Annotated in this window: 16 protein-coding genes; 7 read left to right on the top strand and 9 right to left on the bottom strand. The window is 39.2% G+C overall.

Annotation, left to right across the window (positions count from 1 at the left end; all coding sequences use genetic code 11):
- Nucleotides 1–7: 7 nt before the first annotated feature.
- A complete protein-coding gene (gene slmA, locus GTH24_RS00080; protein WP_072070467.1) occupies nt 8–610 on the top strand; it encodes a nucleoid occlusion factor SlmA in 603 nt (200 codons plus the stop codon).
- Between the two features lie 307 nt (nt 611–917).
- Here the strand turns inward: slmA and pyrE are convergent, their stop codons facing one another.
- Together pyrE and rph are read right to left on the bottom strand one after the other, a co-directional pair.
- On the bottom strand, nt 918–1562 hold the full coding sequence (pyrE, locus tag GTH24_RS00075) for an orotate phosphoribosyltransferase (RefSeq protein ID WP_072070468.1): 645 nt from the start codon (nt 1560–1562) through the stop codon (nt 918–920).
- An 81-nt stretch (nt 1563–1643) separates the two neighbouring features.
- Nucleotides 1644–2360, bottom strand: a complete 717-nt coding sequence (gene rph / locus GTH24_RS00070) for a ribonuclease PH (RefSeq protein ID WP_072070469.1) — start codon at nt 2358–2360, stop codon at nt 1644–1646.
- 125 nt (nt 2361–2485) lie between these two features.
- On the opposite strand from rph, the gene GTH24_RS00065 reads away from it, so the two are divergent.
- From GTH24_RS00065 to GTH24_RS00055, 3 genes are all read left to right on the top strand, one after another.
- Nucleotides 2486–3349, top strand: a complete 864-nt coding sequence (locus tag GTH24_RS00065; RefSeq protein ID WP_115351316.1) for a YicC/YloC family endoribonuclease — start codon at nt 2486–2488, stop codon at nt 3347–3349.
- Nucleotides 3350–3507: 158 nt separating this feature from the next.
- Nucleotides 3508–3729: a type II toxin-antitoxin system Phd/YefM family antitoxin gene (locus GTH24_RS00060; protein WP_072070471.1), complete on the top strand. Its 222-nt coding sequence runs from the start codon at nt 3508–3510 to the stop codon at nt 3727–3729.
- A complete protein-coding gene (locus tag GTH24_RS00055; protein WP_072070472.1) occupies nt 3726–4106 on the top strand; it encodes a type II toxin-antitoxin system death-on-curing family toxin in 381 nt (126 codons plus the stop codon). The genes GTH24_RS00060 and GTH24_RS00055 overlap by 4 nt, the downstream gene beginning before the upstream one ends.
- Before the next feature lie 10 nt (nt 4107–4116).
- On the opposite strand, the gene murQ is transcribed toward GTH24_RS00055, so the two are convergent.
- Nucleotides 4117–5016, bottom strand: coding sequence for an N-acetylmuramic acid 6-phosphate etherase (gene murQ, locus GTH24_RS00050; RefSeq protein ID WP_164525806.1), 900 nt, complete (start codon nt 5014–5016; stop codon nt 4117–4119).
- Between the two features lie 105 nt (nt 5017–5121).
- Between murQ and GTH24_RS00045 the strand changes: the two genes are divergently transcribed.
- Nucleotides 5122–5859 (top strand): tetratricopeptide repeat protein, encoded by a 738-nt coding sequence (locus GTH24_RS00045; protein WP_164525805.1) that lies wholly within the window; start codon nt 5122–5124, stop codon nt 5857–5859.
- A gap of 93 nt (nt 5860–5952) precedes the next feature.
- On the opposite strand, the gene GTH24_RS00040 is transcribed toward GTH24_RS00045, so the two are convergent.
- Nucleotides 5953–6411 (bottom strand): GNAT family N-acetyltransferase, encoded by a 459-nt coding sequence (locus tag GTH24_RS00040; protein ID WP_072070475.1) that lies wholly within the window; start codon nt 6409–6411, stop codon nt 5953–5955.
- Nucleotides 6412–6538: 127 nt separating this feature from the next.
- On the opposite strand from GTH24_RS00040, the gene GTH24_RS00035 reads away from it, so the two are divergent.
- A complete protein-coding gene (locus GTH24_RS00035; RefSeq protein WP_164525804.1) occupies nt 6539–8026 on the top strand; it encodes a PLP-dependent aminotransferase family protein in 1488 nt (495 codons plus the stop codon).
- A 55-nt stretch (nt 8027–8081) separates the two neighbouring features.
- On the opposite strand, the gene GTH24_RS00030 is transcribed toward GTH24_RS00035, so the two are convergent.
- Entirely contained in the window at nt 8082–8651 is a 570-nt protein-coding gene (locus tag GTH24_RS00030; protein ID WP_072070476.1) for a class I SAM-dependent methyltransferase, read from the bottom strand.
- Between the two features lie 473 nt (nt 8652–9124).
- Between GTH24_RS00030 and asd the strand changes: the two genes are divergently transcribed.
- Complete coding sequence (gene asd, locus GTH24_RS00025; RefSeq protein ID WP_115351322.1) at nt 9125–10231, top strand: aspartate-semialdehyde dehydrogenase; 1107 nt, start codon at nt 9125–9127, stop codon at nt 10229–10231.
- A gap of 99 nt (nt 10232–10330) precedes the next feature.
- On the opposite strand, the gene gyrB is transcribed toward asd, so the two are convergent.
- Genes gyrB through dnaA form a run of 4 tightly spaced genes read right to left on the bottom strand, consistent with a single transcriptional unit; the run spans nt 10331 to nt 16374 of the window.
- Complete coding sequence (gene gyrB / locus GTH24_RS00020) at nt 10331–12745, bottom strand: DNA topoisomerase (ATP-hydrolyzing) subunit B (protein ID WP_072070478.1); 2415 nt, start codon at nt 12743–12745, stop codon at nt 10331–10333.
- A 20-nt stretch (nt 12746–12765) separates the two neighbouring features.
- A complete protein-coding gene (recF, locus tag GTH24_RS00015; protein ID WP_072070479.1) occupies nt 12766–13854 on the bottom strand; it encodes a DNA replication/repair protein RecF in 1089 nt (362 codons plus the stop codon).
- An 11-nt stretch (nt 13855–13865) separates the two neighbouring features.
- The gene (dnaN, locus tag GTH24_RS00010) at nt 13866–14969 is read right to left on the bottom strand and encodes a DNA polymerase III subunit beta (RefSeq protein ID WP_072070480.1); all 1104 of its coding nucleotides are present in this window, start codon (nt 14967–14969) and stop codon (nt 13866–13868) included.
- Nucleotides 14970–14973: 4 nt separating this feature from the next.
- Nucleotides 14974–16374 carry a chromosomal replication initiator protein DnaA gene (gene dnaA / locus GTH24_RS00005; protein WP_164525803.1) on the bottom strand — a complete coding sequence of 467 codons (1401 nt, stop codon included), beginning with the start codon at nt 16372–16374 and terminating at the stop codon, nt 14974–14976.

Genomic DNA, 16374 nt, shown 5'->3' with positions numbered 1-16374 from the left:
ATCAGTCATGGCAGAAGAAAAAGAAACCAAAAAGAAAAGAAATAGACGGGATGAAATCTTACAATCACTTGCTCAAATGTTGGAGTCAAGTGATGGTAGCCAGCGTATTACAACGGCAAAACTAGCGGCAACTGTTGGTGTATCTGAAGCGGCACTCTATCGACATTTCCCAAGTAAGACAAAAATGTTTGATAGCTTAATTGAGTTTATCGAAGACAGCTTAGTTTCTCGTATTAATTTGATCTTAAAAGACGAAAAAGAAACGATAGCCAGAATTCGCTTAATTCTTATCTTGATCCTCGGTTTTGCTGAAAAAAACCCAGGACTATCTCGTATTTTAACGGGCCATGCTTTGATGTTTGAGCAAGACAGATTACAAGGCCGCATAAATCAACTTTATGAGCGTATTGAAGTTCAGCTTCGACAAGTTATCAAAGAGCGTAAAATTCGTGAAGGTAGTGCTTTTTTACATGATGAAGCCTTACTTGCCTCACAACTACTCGCTTTTTGTGAAGGCATGTTAGCGCGTTTTGTACGTACTGAATTTCGTTATCAACCGACCCAAGAATTTGAAGCTCGCTGGCCATTAATATTGGCACAATTACAATGAAATGATGGACTCGTGATTTAACTCAAGAATTTGAAATTGACATATATGCCGTTTTTTTCTTATTTGTGTTAACATGCGTCCTCTGGTACATAAGTACCTCAATGTATTTATCAGGAATGGCATTTGCGCAGTTCCTACATTGTGGCATTAGCGGATCGCTTTGCCCCTGCTGTAAAAGTCCTTTTTATATTTCAATATCTGTGGTAGTTATCACAGAAGATTCATTGTACTACTCACCCCGCCCATTATTGGGCGAGGGCTTTTTTTTACCTATAATCAACCATTTATTTATCGTATTTTAACTTTATTAATTAACGCCATAGCGCTCACGATAAGCTTTAACTGCGGGTAAATGCTCAGATAACGTTTCACTATCACTTAGGTAGTTAATTAAATCATCCAGAGTAATAATCGAATACACTCGGCATTGGTAATCACGTGTTAACTCTTGTATTGCAGAAAGTTCTTCTCGCCCTTTTTCTTGTCTATCTAAGCTTAATAGCACAGCAGAAAGCGTTGCATCATGCTGTTTAATAATTTCCATTGATTCACGAATAGCAGTACCTGCTGTGATAACATCATCAACAATCACAACATCACCTTTTAAAGGACTTCCTACTAATGTTCCCCCTTCACCATGATCTTTCGCTTCCTTACGATTAAAGCAATAAGGAATATCAATATCATGATGTTCAACTAATGCGACTGCCGTTGTAGTTGCAATGGGGATACCCTTATAAGCAGGCCCAAACAATACGTCACAAGGCACATTATTATCTAATAATGTTTGCGCATAGAACTGCCCCAGTAAAGCCAAATCACGCCCCGTATTAAATAAACCGGCATTAAAAAAGTAAGGACTCACCCGTCCTGATTTCAGTGTAAACTCACCAAATTTCAGGACATTTTTTGCTAATGCTAGTTCGATAAAGCGGCGTTGGTAGGCTTTCATTTTTTTCTCCTCTCTACGTTACTTGATGACAAATTTTAGGCATAAAAAAGGCGACTTCTCAGTCGCCTTTAAAAATAAAGTTTATTGCTTAAGCGCCTCTTTTTGCGCTTCAAATATCTTCTCTAGCCCCCCCTTTGCAAGGGCGAGTAAAGCAAGTAATTCTTCATGACTAAAGGGTGCGCCTTCTGCCGTACCTTGAACTTCAATCATACGGCCATCATCGATCATCACCACATTCATATCTGTTTCTGCTGCAGAATCTTCAACATATTCAAGATCGCATAATGGTTCACCATCAACAATTCCCACAGAGACTGCGGCTACCATTGATTTTAGAGGGCTTTTTTTCAGCTTACCTTCTTCAACCATTTTATTTAATGCATCAACTAATGCTACGCAAGCACCAGAGATAGACGCAGTACGTGTACCACCATCAGCTTGAATAACATCACAATCAACAGTAATGGTATATTCACCCAATGCTTTTAAATCAACCGCTGCACGTAATGAACGAGCAATTAAACGCTGAATTTCCATAGTACGGCCGGTTTGTTTACCACGAGCCGCTTCACGTGCATTACGGCTATTGGTTGCGCGAGGAAGCATGCCGTATTCTGCGGTCACCCATCCTTGCCCTTGTCCTTTAAGAAAACGAGGTACACCGTCTTCTACAGTGGCGTTACACAAGACTTTAGTATCACCAAACTCAACTAATACAGAACCTTCAGCATGTTTTGTATAATGGCGAGTAATGGTAATAGGACGTACTTGGTCTGCTTGTCTGTCTGCTGGACGCATGTGTTATCTCCGCTTTCTCTGACATATTGGGGGCGCATTATACGACCTAAAATGGCTTATGCCTATCCTTGTGTTGATGCCTAGGGTTATAATCGTATCATCTTTTACATTATTGAGACCCAATTATGATCCGTAGCATGACTGCATTTGCACGCCGAGACATCAAAAAAGACTGGGGTAGCGCCGCATGGGAACTGCGTTCCGTAAACCAACGTTACCTCGAAACTTATATTCGTTTACCTGAGCAATTACGTAGTTTAGAACCCGTTATTCGTGAACGTCTACGTAATCGCTTAACCCGCGGTAAAATTGAATGTAATTTACGATTTGATCTTAACGCTCGCTTTCAAGGTGAACTTAACCTTGATGAAAATCTCGCCAAACAACTGATTGTTTCCGCCAATTGGGTAAAAAGCCACAGCCATGAAGGCACTATCAGTCCTTTTGATATTTTACGTTGGCCTGGCGTTATCTCAGCCCAAGAGCAAGATTTAGATGCTATTGGTACAGAGCTTTTAGCGGAATTAGATTTGGCAATTGATGCCTTTATTGCAAGTCGTGAAGCCGAAGGACAAGCACTCAAAGAACTTATCGAGCAACGTTTAGATGCCGTTAGTGCAGAAGTGGTGAAAGTGAAAGCTCAAATGCCAGAAATCTTACTCTGGCAACGTGAGCGCTTAACCAGCAAATTAGAAGAAGCTCAAGTTCAAATTGATAATAATCGTTTAGAGCAAGAATTAGTGATGTTAGCGCAACGTTTAGATGTGGCGGAAGAGCTTGACAGATTAGAAGCCCATGTTAAAGAAACACGCAAAATTCTTGTGAAAAAAGAAGCGGTAGGCCGTCGCCTTGATTTTATGATGCAAGAATTTAATCGTGAATCCAACACATTAGCATCAAAATCAATTAATACAGAAGTCACCAATTCAGCCATTGAATTAAAAGTTTTAATTGAACAAATGCGCGAGCAGATCCAAAATATTGAGTAAGATTTCTTAGCTGTTTACAGCCCATCATTAAGCCAGTAGATACCTTGTATTTGCTGGCTTTTTTATTATAAAAGACTTCTCATTTTAATTTGTAGATTGAAGTTTGCACACCTAAAATGTACAATTCAAATGTACATTAAATAATGTGAGAAAATATTATGCATACTTATACCTCGACTCAAGCTAGGGCTCATATTTCTGAAGTTTTAGACACCGCTATTCATGGTGAGCCTGTAGAAATAACCCGCAGAGATGGTACATCAGCCGTAGTTATTAGTAAGGTTGAATTTGAAGCCTACCAAAACGCAAAACTAGATGCTGAATTCGATATCATTATGCAACGTCATGGGCATACAATAAAGGCATTAACAAACCGATGAATTGGGTAAGTGCGAAAGAAGTTATTGCTTTTCATGATAAGATCTTAAAGCAACTTCCTGGTGTTGCAGGAATGTCTGAACCAGGAAGAGCCGAAGCACTTATTTACAGAGTACAAAATCGTACTCATTATGAAGGCATAACAGATATTTATGAGTTAGCTGCAACCTATTGGATCGCCATTTCTCGAGGTCATATTTTTAATGATGGTAATAAAAGAACTGCCTTTTTTGTCACTATGACTTTTCTTTATCGCAATGGTATAAAAATAATAGATATTGATGATACGCTGGAAAATTTAACCGTTGATGCAGCCACTGGAGCTAAAAATAGCCAACAGTTAGCACAATACCTAAGAAAATTAAGTGATAAAGACTAAAACTATTCAATCACTCACCCAATGCCTTTCTAATAAACCCTCTATTTTGATTAAGCATCTGTGTCGCCTGCTTTGCATCTATGTTTGCGAGGATCATTAAAATTGCTGTTTTACAGTGACGCTGACATTGTGATAACGCTTCTTCAGCAATCGCTCTTTCACACTCGGTTGCTTGCATCACAATACGAATTTGGCGTTCAACCAATTTGGCATTGGTCGCTTCAACATCCACCATTAAATTACCAAATACCTTGCCAATCTTTATCATCGCACCTGTGGTTATCATATTTAAGATAAGTTTTTGTGCTGTACCCGCTTTCATACGCGATGATCCAGTTATCACTTCTGCACCCACAACCGGTGTAATAGCAATATCAGCAAGTTTGGCGATCGGGCTTTCAGGATTACAGCTAATTGCCCCTGTAATAGCACCCAGTGATTTTGCATACTGTAAAGCGCCCATCACATAAGGCGTTCTACCACTTGCCGCAATACCCACTAAAATATCTTGCTCATTAAAATTAAGTTGGCGTAAATCTTCTTCACCCAATTGTGCATTATCTTCTGCATTCTCTACTGCTTGTAAAATCGCTTTATGCCCACCCGCAATTAAACCAATCACCATTTCATGAGGAGTACCGTAGGTTGGCGGGCATTCACTGGCATCTAAAATCCCTAATCGCCCTGAAGTACCCGCCCCACAATAAATAAGGCGACCGCCCTGTGTAAAGGCAACAGCAACGTTATCAACGAGTTGTGCAATTTCAGGTAGCACTTTTTCTATTGCAAGTGGCACTTTTTTATCTTCATTATTAATGACACTTAGCATATCCAATGTTGAAAGCGTATCGATATTCTCACTGTCATGATTCCTACTTTCAGTGACCAGATTACTAAGATCAATAGCCATTTTGGCTCTCCCAATATTATTCATATGATTAAGTCGAAGAAATTAACTGCTTTTATACCATTATTATTGGTAAGATTTTCAAAATCATTACAAACGGTACTCTACATGACATTTATTAAATATATTTCGACGCTTATCAGCCTATTTACCCTTTTTTGCTCGTTTTCTTTACACGCTAATTTTGAAGAGCAAGATAAAAGAAAATTTGAAGATACTCGCAAAGAAGCACTAAACCATAATGCACAAGCTCAATATCAGTTAGCCGAAATGTATTCGATGGGAACAGGCGTAGAAAAAAACCTTCTTAATGCACAACTGTGGGCAAATGAAGCAATAAAAAATGATTATGCTGATGCCTACGCATTGCTTGCTGATATCTACTTATTTAATGCCGATCCTTATTTTAAAAATAATTATATCGAAGCAAAAAAATTAGCCACTCTCGCAGTAAATAAAGGAAGCATAAGAGGTAAAATAAGTTTAGCAACAGCTCTTATTGCGCCATTATCTGGAGAAACAGATCACAAAAAAGCGATTGTATTATTAGAAGAAGTCGCAGCGATTCATCAACCAGAACTTGTTTACGCTCCAATTTGGTTAGGACTTATCTATAGTGGTGTTGGCAATATGCCCGTAGATACGGAGAAAGCCAATATGTGGTTTGCGAAAGCTAACGAAATGGCTTTTGAAGGATTTGCTCAAGCAATGGCTTCTTTTATGTTCTCTGGCCAATATCATATTATCCAGCCAAACAAACAAAAAGCTGATGAATTAATGAAACAAGCGTGTGAAGAAGCAAAAAAAGTTGGCAATGAGTTTTATTGCCAACCAACGTTTAATTAACCCAAATTAAATCTAATAAATAACCCTAACTCCAAAAGAGATGGTAAATATTACCATCTCTTTTCTACCCTATCTGTCATGCCTAACGTACTTTTACAGCGCCATACGGTATTCAATAACACCGGGTTTTTCTGCTACCCAGTTATATAAGCGCTGACCACGTAAATTAGTTTCCTGTGTATGCCAATATAAACGAGCACAACTACACTGTTTTGCCTGTTGATGAACAAACTCAATAAGTTGCTTACCTACATGGCGGCCACGTGTATCTGGTGAAACAAATAAATCTTCTAAATAACAAAAATTACTTTCAGCCCATGTTGAGCGATGAAAAAGATAATGAACAAAACCCAATACCTTTTCACCTTCTATTGCTACGGCACAATAAACAGGTTCTTTTTCATCAAAAAAACGTGCCCATGTTTTTAATGTTATTTCTTCTGATAACTCAACTTTATAAAATGCTTGATAACTTAACCAATGCGGCAACCATTGAGCATAATGCTCTTGCTCAACAAACTGGATTGAAACAGTTATTGGTGTTGTACTCATCTCTTCACTTCCTTCTACTTTCATCAGTGCTATAAAAAAGTATCACCTGCCTTTAATCGTGGTCATGGTACGTTTAATTTTGGCTCTCAATAAGGTACACTTTTTGTGTTTTTATAGGGTCCACTTTATGAAACAGAAAAAAACAGCTTATTTTCCTAACCTTGTTTTAGAAGAAGGGCCTATAGGTTCTCAGGTTTATCACGCGATCAGAAAAGCCATTTTAGATGGGCGCTTAACATCAGGTAGCCGTCTACCATCAAGTCGCACATTAGCTGAAATGATGTCGATTTCTCGCAACTCTGTTATTGCAGGCTTTGAACGTTTAATTGATGAAGGCTATTTATTTACTCGCCGTGGTGCAGGAACTTTTGTTGCAAATACAATCCCGGATGCCATTATCTCAGATAAGTGGACCAAAACAATCCACCCTATTTCTTCATCACACATAAAAGATTCATTAGAAACGCTAAATCCCAATATGCAAAAAGCTCACGCTTTTTGGCAACAGTCACAACCAAATATTAATAGCAGTCCTACATTTCATGTCGGCGTTGGCTGTGTAGATCTTTTTCCTCATGAACTTTGGGGAAGGCTATTAGGACGGGTTTGGCGACAATCAAAAAAAATACTCGCAACATTCAATTCGCCAACAGGCTACACGCCATTAAAAGAGATGATATGCCAATATGTTCAATCAACTCGTGGGCTTTCTTGTCAGCCTGAGCAAATCATTATTGTAAATGGTACGCAGCAAGCTATAAATCTCACTACTAGAGTACTATTACAAGAGGGGGATACCATTTGGCTAGATGATCCGGGTTATGACAGTGCACGAGGTATCTTCACTTCTTATGGTATAAAGCCATATCCAATAAGCTCAGATATTGATGGAATGGATATTTCTCAAGGAATAGAGCAGTGTCCAGAAGCAAAACTTGTTTTTACAACTCCTTCTCACCAATTTCCCTTAGGTAATACACTCTCACTTTCACGTCGTATTGCATTATTAGAATGGGCATCATCCAATAATGTGTGGATCTTTGAAGATGACTATAACAGTGAGTTTCGCTATCACACTAAACCCATCCAATCTCTACAAGGGTTAGATAAATATCAGCGAGTTATCTATGCTGGAACATTTTCAAAAATGATGTATCCCGGGTTTCGTTTAGGTTTTTTAGTCGTACCTCAAACTTTAATCGAAGCCTTTAAAGTCGCTAAATACTACACCGATTCACATTCAGGTTTTCTAGAGCAAGCAACATTAGCGCTGTTTATGTCTCAAGGGCATTACGCCCGCCATGTAAGAAGAATAAGAAAAGCCTGCTATGAACGCTATCAAGTGTTAACTAATGCGATAAAAACACATTTATCTCATGTTTTTCATGTTGAGCCCACGGATTCAGGCATCCATATTGTCTGCTGGTTAAAATCAGGTTATACAGAAGAATATGTTGTAAAAAAAGCGCGAAAAATAGGATTAGCCATACAGCCTTTGGCGCGTTACTGTATTCAAACATATCCAAAGAAAGGTGTTTTATTAGGGTATGCTGCTCATAATCCAAATGAAATTGAAAAGAGTATTATCTTGCTTGCTCAAACTTTATCTAAATAAATAGCATCTATTCTTATTTGTTATTTACAATATAAAAAGCGAGCAAGCCTTGCATTTACCCTATATTATTTTTAGGCGTGCAATAATAAACCCAAGCAGGGGGAACATTAAGCATGACTAATTTTTTTTCTAAATGAAAATAGCGAGATAATGTTTTTTCATATCGAGTGGTATATTGAAATAACACAAAACAACCTCGTGTTTTTAATAACTCTTTATGCACTCGTTTTAAAATTCTTAAACCTGTTTTCTTTGGTATAGATAAAAAAGGTAACCCTGAAATAATCATATTATAATGACTGTTTAATTTCTCCGCTGACGCAGTATAAACCTTTAATCGATTATCATCGATTTTATCTAATTCTGTTGCAAAACTAGGTTCTATTTCAAAAACATCTAATGAGGAATTCACCGACATTCTTTTTAAAATTTGTTGGGTAATAACCCCTGTACCAGCACCTAACTCTGCAACTTGAATGTCCTGTTGCCAATTGAGTTTATCCAGCATTTCATAACATAACCAACGAGATGAAGGCGCGATAGTACCCATCGTGGTTGGTGAAATCACAAACCGTTTTAAATACGAGTAGTACGTAGATAATGGAATGACTGTTGATATATCCATTTCGCCTCCTAACACCACTTAATAAGCGGTGAAATAAAATTCAAATAAAATGAAGAACCTTCATCATTATTTTTTATTTATGAAAATACATCATCTATTAAACAATAGCGTTTAGTATAAAGCTTGGAGTGACCTCTAAGTAAATACGTTTTTCTTATATATTACACTATTTTACATTTTTCTATTTTTACTCTATTTTCTTAAACAAGAATATATTTTTGTTTATCAAAAAAAACAAAATAAGATATAACAGAATATTCTTACATTTTTATGGCGAGTCTATTTTCTTTTTTAACAATTCATTGATATTTGTTCGTTCTGTGGCTTTCTTTTGTTAACTCTACGAAGACTATAAGAAACACTTCTAATTCTCTGGTAAATAATCAATAAATTCACTTGCACCTACCTCTATATTTTGTCAGGTTAGTGTGAGGTCTCTCACTATTCCTACAGACAAAGACAGGGTAATTACAATGAAAAATGTTGGTTTTGTGGGCTGGCGTGGTATGGTCGGCTCCGTTTTAATGCAAAGAATGGTTGAAGAACGTGATTTTGATGGGATAAACCCTGTTTTCTTCACCACATCTCAATTAGGTGAAGCAGCACCTGCTTATGGTAATCACCGTAGCACTCTGCAAGATGCTTATGATATTGATACTCTAGCATCACTCGATATTATTATTAGTTGCCAAGGTGGTGACTATACAAATGAAATCTATCCAAAACTGCGCCAAGCAGGTTGGCAAGGTTACTGGATTGATGCCGCATCTGCGTTACGTATGAATGATGATGCAGTCATTATTCTCGATCCCGTCAACGGTCAACATATTCAAGATAGCTTAAACAAAGGCATTAAAGCTTTTGTTGGTGGTAACTGTACTGTTAGTTTAATGCTGATGTCATTAGGTGGTTTATTTACTAACAACTTAGTGGAGTGGGCAAGTGTCTCCACCTATCAAGCAGCTTCTGGGGCTGGTGCTCGTCATATGAGAGAGCTACTGTCACAAATGGGCTCTCTACATAATCAAGTAGTGAAAGAGCTTGAAAACCCAGCTTCAGCCATCTTAGATATTGAACGTAAAGTCACTAACTTTACGCGCAGTGGTACGATGCCAACTGAGCAATTTGGTGTTCCTCTAGCTGGTAGCTTGATCCCTTGGATTGATAAACAATTAGAAAATGGCCAAAGTCGAGAAGAGTGGAAAGGACAAGCAGAAACCAATAAAATTTTAAACACAGGTTCAAATATTATCCCTGTTGATGGTCTTTGCGTTCGTATTGGCGCATTACGTTGCCATAGCCAAGCATTTACTCTAAAACTGAAAAAAGATTTACCTGTTGCTGAAATTGAACAATTACTTGCCAGCCATAACGACTGGGTAAAAGTTATTCCCAATGATCGCGAATTGACGATACGCGAATTAACACCTGCGGCAGTAACTGGTACATTAAGCACACCTGTAGGGCGTATTCGTAAACTGAATATGGGTCCTGAATTTATTTCAGCTTTTACTGTCGGTGACCAATTGTTATGGGGTGCCGCTGAGCCTTTACGCCGTATGCTGAATATTTTGCGTTAATTACGTTGTATTCATCCGAGCGTAAACAGTAAGTATAAAAAAACCAGCTAAAATCAATAAATTAGCTGGTTTTCATTTTACATAATGGAGTGATATCTATTAGATATCAATATTTGCGGCTTTCAACGCATTTTCTTCGATAAAGGCACGACGAGGTTCAACTGCATCGCCCATTAGCGTAGTAAATAGCTCATCCGTTGCAATCGCATCTTTAACGGTCACTTGCATCATACGACGTGTATCTGGGTTCATGGTGGTTTCCCATAATTGTTCTGGGTTCATTTCACCAAGACCTTTATAACGCTGTACAGCAAGGCCACGACGTGATTCTTTTGTTAACCACTCTAGCGCTTCTTCAAAACTTGAAATCGCCTGACGACGCTCTCCACGCTCAATAAACGCACCCTCTTCAATTAGGTTCCCAATAATGTCACCTAAATGGGTAATACGTTGATATTCACTACTGTGGATAAAGTCATAATCCAGTTTATAGTCTGTATCAATACCATAAGTACGGATACGTAACACTGGCTCAAATAAACGGTTTTCATCGTTTTGAGTGATGGTATAGCTATAAGTACTACTTTGCTCTTCCGCATTATTTAAACGGTTGACCAAGCCACTCATCCACTCTTCAACTTTGGTTTTGTCAGATAAATCTTCTTCTGTGAGCGTTGAGTGATACACCAAGCTATTTAACATGCTCAGTGGATAAATACGCTCCATACGACGAATAATTTTATGTGCGGCATGGTAGTCAACAACCAGTTTTTCAAGTTGCTCACCGTGCATTGCTGGTGCATGTTCACTGATATAAAGTGCTGCACCATCAAGTGCTATCGACATCAAGTATTCGTCCATCGCGTCATCATCTTTGATGTATTGCTCTTGTTTGCCTTTCTTCACTTTGTAAAGTGGTGGTTGAGCAATAAAGATATGACCACGTTCGATAATTTCTGGCATTTGACGATAGAAGAATGTCAGTAACAGAGTACGAATGTGAGAGCCATCGACGTCCGCATCCGTCATGATGATAATGCTGTGATAACGCAGTTTATCTGGGTTATATTCATCACGACCGATACCACAACCTAATGCTGTGATTAATGTTGCTACTTCTTGAGACGCCAGCATTTTATCAAAACGCGCTTTCTCAACGTTTAGGATTTTACCTTTTAACGGCAAGATAGCCTGCGTTTTACGGTTACGCCCTTGTTTTGCAGAGCCACCCGCAGAGTCCCCTTCCACTAAATACAGTTCAGAGAAAGCAGGATCACGTTCAGAACAGTCTGCTAATTTACCGGGTAAGCCACCTAAATCTAAAGCACCTTTACGACGTGTCATCTCACGCGCTTTACGTGCAGCTTCACGAGCACGAGCAGCATCAATAATTTTACCAACAACGATTTTGGCGTCATTTGGGTTTTCTAACAGATATTCCACCAGCTTCTCGTTCATCAGCGTTTCTACCGCTGTTTTAACTTCAGAAGAAACCAGTTTATCTTTTGTTTGTGATGAGAATTTAGGATCTGGGACTTTAACAGAAACAACCGCAATCAGGCCTTCACGTGCATCATCACCCGTTGCACTGATTTTTGATTTTTTGCTAAAGCCTTCTTTATCCATATAGTTGTTTAGCGTACGTGTCATTGCCGTACGGAAACCAACTAGGTGTGTACCACCATCACGTTGTGGAATATTGTTGGTAAAACAATAAACATTTTCTTGGAAACCATCATTCCACAGCATCGCAACTTCAACACCAATGCCATCTTTTTCAGTGGAGAAATAGAATACATTTTGGTGAATTGGTGTTTTATTACGGCTTAAGTATTCAACGAATGCCTTAATACCACCTTCGTAGTGGAAATGATCTTCACGATTATCACGTTTATCAATTAAACGGATAGAAACGCCTGAATTTAAGAATGACAATTCACGAAGACGTTTTGCTAAAATTTCATACTGGAATTCAGTCTCACCTTTAAAGGTTTCAAGACTTGGCCAGAAGCGAACAAATGTTCCTGATTTTTCAGTATCACCAATCACTTTTAAGCGATCATCAGGTACACCATGACGATAAATTTGCTGATGGATTTTTCCATCGCGATGAATAGTCAGTTCGAGTTTTTCAGACAACGCATTAACAACAGAAACCCCTACACCATGAAGTCCACCAGAGACTTTATAGGAGTTATCATCGAATTTACCCCCAGCATGCAGAACCGTCATAATAACTTCTGCTGCTGAAACACCCTCTTCTTGGTGAATGCCGGTTGGAATTCCACGACCATCATCTCGAACAGAGACGGAGTTATCTGAATGGATAGTGACAATAATCTCATCACAGAAACCCGCGAGGGCTTCGTCGATTGCGTTGTCGACCACCTCGAAGACCATGTGATGCAGACCGGTTCCATCATCTGTATCCCCGATATACATCCCCGGGCGCTTACGCACCGCATCCAGCCCTTTTAATACTTTGATACTTGAGGAGTCATATGTATTCGACATCAACGTTTCTCGCTTTATTCCTATGGTTTAACCTCTATTTTGCCACGTTCTACGCTAAATAGCCTGCTATTTACATCTAGCATATCTTTCACTTGCCCTTGTGTTATCGCACTGACAAACACCTGAGCTTGCGTAGATTTTAGACGCTCGGCTAACAACTGACGCCGACTTGCATCTAATTCGGAAGCAAAATCATCGAGCAGATACAGGCATCTTTGCCCATTCTTACGAGTGAAATATTCACCTTGTGCCAGTCTCAAAGCACACATCAATAGCTTGAGCTGACCTCGTGACAACATATCTTCTACTGGCGTGCCGTTTGCTCTAATGCGTAGATCTGCCTTATGAGCACCAAGTGAGGTATAGGCTAACATTTTATCACGTTCAAATTGACGTGCTAGCAACTCACCATAATCAGTTTCTTTATCCCAGCCCCGCTGAAAACTGACTTTCAGCGAAAATTCAGGTAAAAACAGACGACACGTTTCTTCAATATCTTTAGCGATATCTTCGGTATATTGAGCTCGCCATTCACTTATCTGTTGCGTTAATAAGATAAGTTCTTTATCCCAAGGCATTAGCTGTCGATAAGACGTTGCTTGCCTTAGTGCTGCGTTACGTTGCTTTAAAACACGTTTTAAATCTGACCATGCAGCAAAAAATCGAGGTTCATTATGAAAACAACCCCAATCGATAAACGCACGACGATATTTAGGCCCACCATTCAGTAAAGTAAAACCTTCTGGTGTAATTAATTGCATGGGTAATAATTTGGCTAATTCTGCAATTTTATGACCATCGCTTCCGTCAATTCGTACCGTACTATTACCTTCGCGATCTTTACTCAACCCAATCGCATAGCCGCGACTTTCTTCATTAAGCCCACTTAAACGCCCATGAAGAATAAATTCATTTTCATCATGTTGGATCACGCGATTTGCTTGAGAACTACGAAATGCTCGTCCATGTCCTAAGGTGTAAATCGCTTCAAGTATACTTGTTTTACCACTCCCGTTTGGTCCAACAAGAAAATTAAAGCCATCCGCTAATGGCAGGTCCGCCTGTTCGATATTTCTAAAATGGCGGATCAATAAACGGGATAAAATCATGTTAGTGACTATTATAAACGCATTGGCATAACAACATAAGCAGCCGCAGAACTTGCCACATTTTCAACTTGAACACTAGAAACAGCATCAGTCAGTAACAGCTTAACTTCTTCACATTTCAAGGTATTCAATACATCAAGGAGATAGCTGACATTAAAGCCAATTTCCATTTCTTCACCTTGATACTGAACATCAACAATTTCTTCTGCTTCTTCTTGCTCAGGGTTGTTGGCTGTGATTTTTAATTGACCACTAGTGAGGTTAATACGCACACCGCGGAATTTCTCATTAGATAAAATCGCAGCACGAGAAAATGCCTGCTTAAGAATATCACAACCTGCAATCACTGTTTTGGTTGGGTTTTTCGGTAATACGCGACGATAGTCAGGGAAACGACCATCAACCAACTTCGAGGTAAAAATAAAATCACCTACATGCGCGCGTATATTGTTGCTACCGATTTGCAATTGCAGTGAACTTTCACCACCACCATCCAGTAGGCGCATTAATTCAATAACACCTTTACGAGGAACAATAACCGAGTGACCAGGTAAAGATTGTCCGATATCCATCGAACATACGGCTAAACGGTGCCCATCTGTTGCAACTGTGCGTAATTCTGTGTTTTCAGTTTCAAATAACATACCGTTGAGGTAATAACGCACATCTTGATGTGCCATTGAAAACTGCGTGGATTCAATAAGGCGTTTTAATGTTGCTTGTGGCAAGATAAATTCAACATCACTTTGCCAATCATCTAAGTTAGGAAAATCAGATGCGGGTAAAGTTGATAATGAAAAACGGCTACGACCGGAGCGCACTAAAAGGCGATCACCATCAAGCTCAACACTAATTTCTGCGCCTTCAGGTAACCCACGCCAAATATCAAAAAACTTACGCGCAGGAACAGTTGTGGCGCCAATTTCATGAGACTGGCTGAGGTTAACTCTCGCCACCATCTCCATTTCAAGGTCAGTTCCTGTTAGTGATAAGGTGTTTTCAGTTACCTTAAGCAATAAGTTACCTAAAATAGGTAAGGTAGGACGACCACCTAAAGGGCCACTCACTTGTTGTAGCGGCTTAAGAAGCTGTTCACGTTCAATGATAAATTTCATAGCGCTAGGATGATAATGTTCTGATTAAGTTAGAAAAATCTTCTTTGATATCGTGACTTTCTTCACGCAATTGCTCTATTTTACGGCATGCATGAAGAACAGTTGTATGATCACGACCACCAAAGGCATCCCCGATTTCAGGCAAGCTGTGGTTTGTGAGTTCCTTTGCCAGCGCCATTGCCATTTGCCTCGGACGGGCAACCGATCGGGATCTCCGCTTCGACAGTAAATCGGCCACTTTAATTTTATAATATTCAGCAACTGTTTTTTGAATATTATCGATAGTGACTAATTTTTCTTGTAAAGCGAGTAAATCACGTAATGCTTCACGTACAAAGTCGATAGTAATCGCACGACCTGTAAAATTCGCGTTAGCAATCACTCGGTTTAATGCACCTTCAAGCTCACGGACGTTAGAACGAAGTCTTTTGGCAATAAAAAAGGCCACTTCGTCAGGTAACTGAATTTGGTTTTCATCCGCTTTTTTCATTAAAATCGCCACTCGGGTTTCAAGTTCTGGTGGTTCAATCGCCACCGTTAATCCCCAACCAAAGCGTGATTTTAATCTATCTTCAACACCGTTAATCTCTTTAGGATAACGGTCTGAGGTTAAAATAATTTGCTGATTACCTTCTAACAATGCGTTAAAGGTATGAAAAAATTCTTCTTGTGAACGCTCTTTATTGGCAAAAAATTGAATATCATCAATTAATAGTGCATCCACAGAACGGTAATAACGTTTAAAGTCTTCTATCGCATTATTTTGTAACGCTTTTACCATATCTTGTACGAAACGTTCAGAATGCATATAAACCACTTTTGCATTCGCTTTACGTTCCATAATGCTGTTACCCACTGCATGTAACAAGTGCGTTTTACCCAGCCCTGTTCCACCATATAAAAAAAGTGGGTTATAAGCACCACCAGGATTATCAGCAACTTGTCTTGCTGCGGCTCTCGCTAACTGGTTAGATTTACCTTCAACAAAGTTATCAAACTTATGTTTTGGGTTAACGTTAGAGCGATAATTCAGCTCAGGCAGTTGAGACGCAGGTTGGTTATCCCAGCTAGGGCGAACGGGCTGACTATACGTAGGTGCCGTATTTACTGTTGGGTTTACAACAGCTTTAGGAACACTTTCCGGTGTACGTGTCGATGCAGGTTTATTACCCACTTCAAAACGTAAAGAAGGGACTTCAGAGCCACAAAAATCCACCAATAACGCATTGATATTATTAATGTATTTTTCTCTTACCCAATCCAAAACAAAACGATTAGGTGCATACAGCGCCAGCGTATTATCGCTTAATTCTGCCTGCAAGGGACGTATCCACATACTAAATTCAGTGGCAGGTAACTCATCCTGCAATCGGGCAAGACAATGCTGCCAAAGCGAAAGTGACAC

The sequence above is a fragment of the Proteus vulgaris genome (genome assembly GCF_011045815.1).
Lineage (GTDB): Bacteria > Pseudomonadota > Gammaproteobacteria > Enterobacterales > Enterobacteriaceae > Proteus > Proteus vulgaris_B.
The sequence above is the reverse complement of the archived record's forward strand: the minus strand, read 5'-3'. Positions and strand labels throughout refer to the sequence as shown.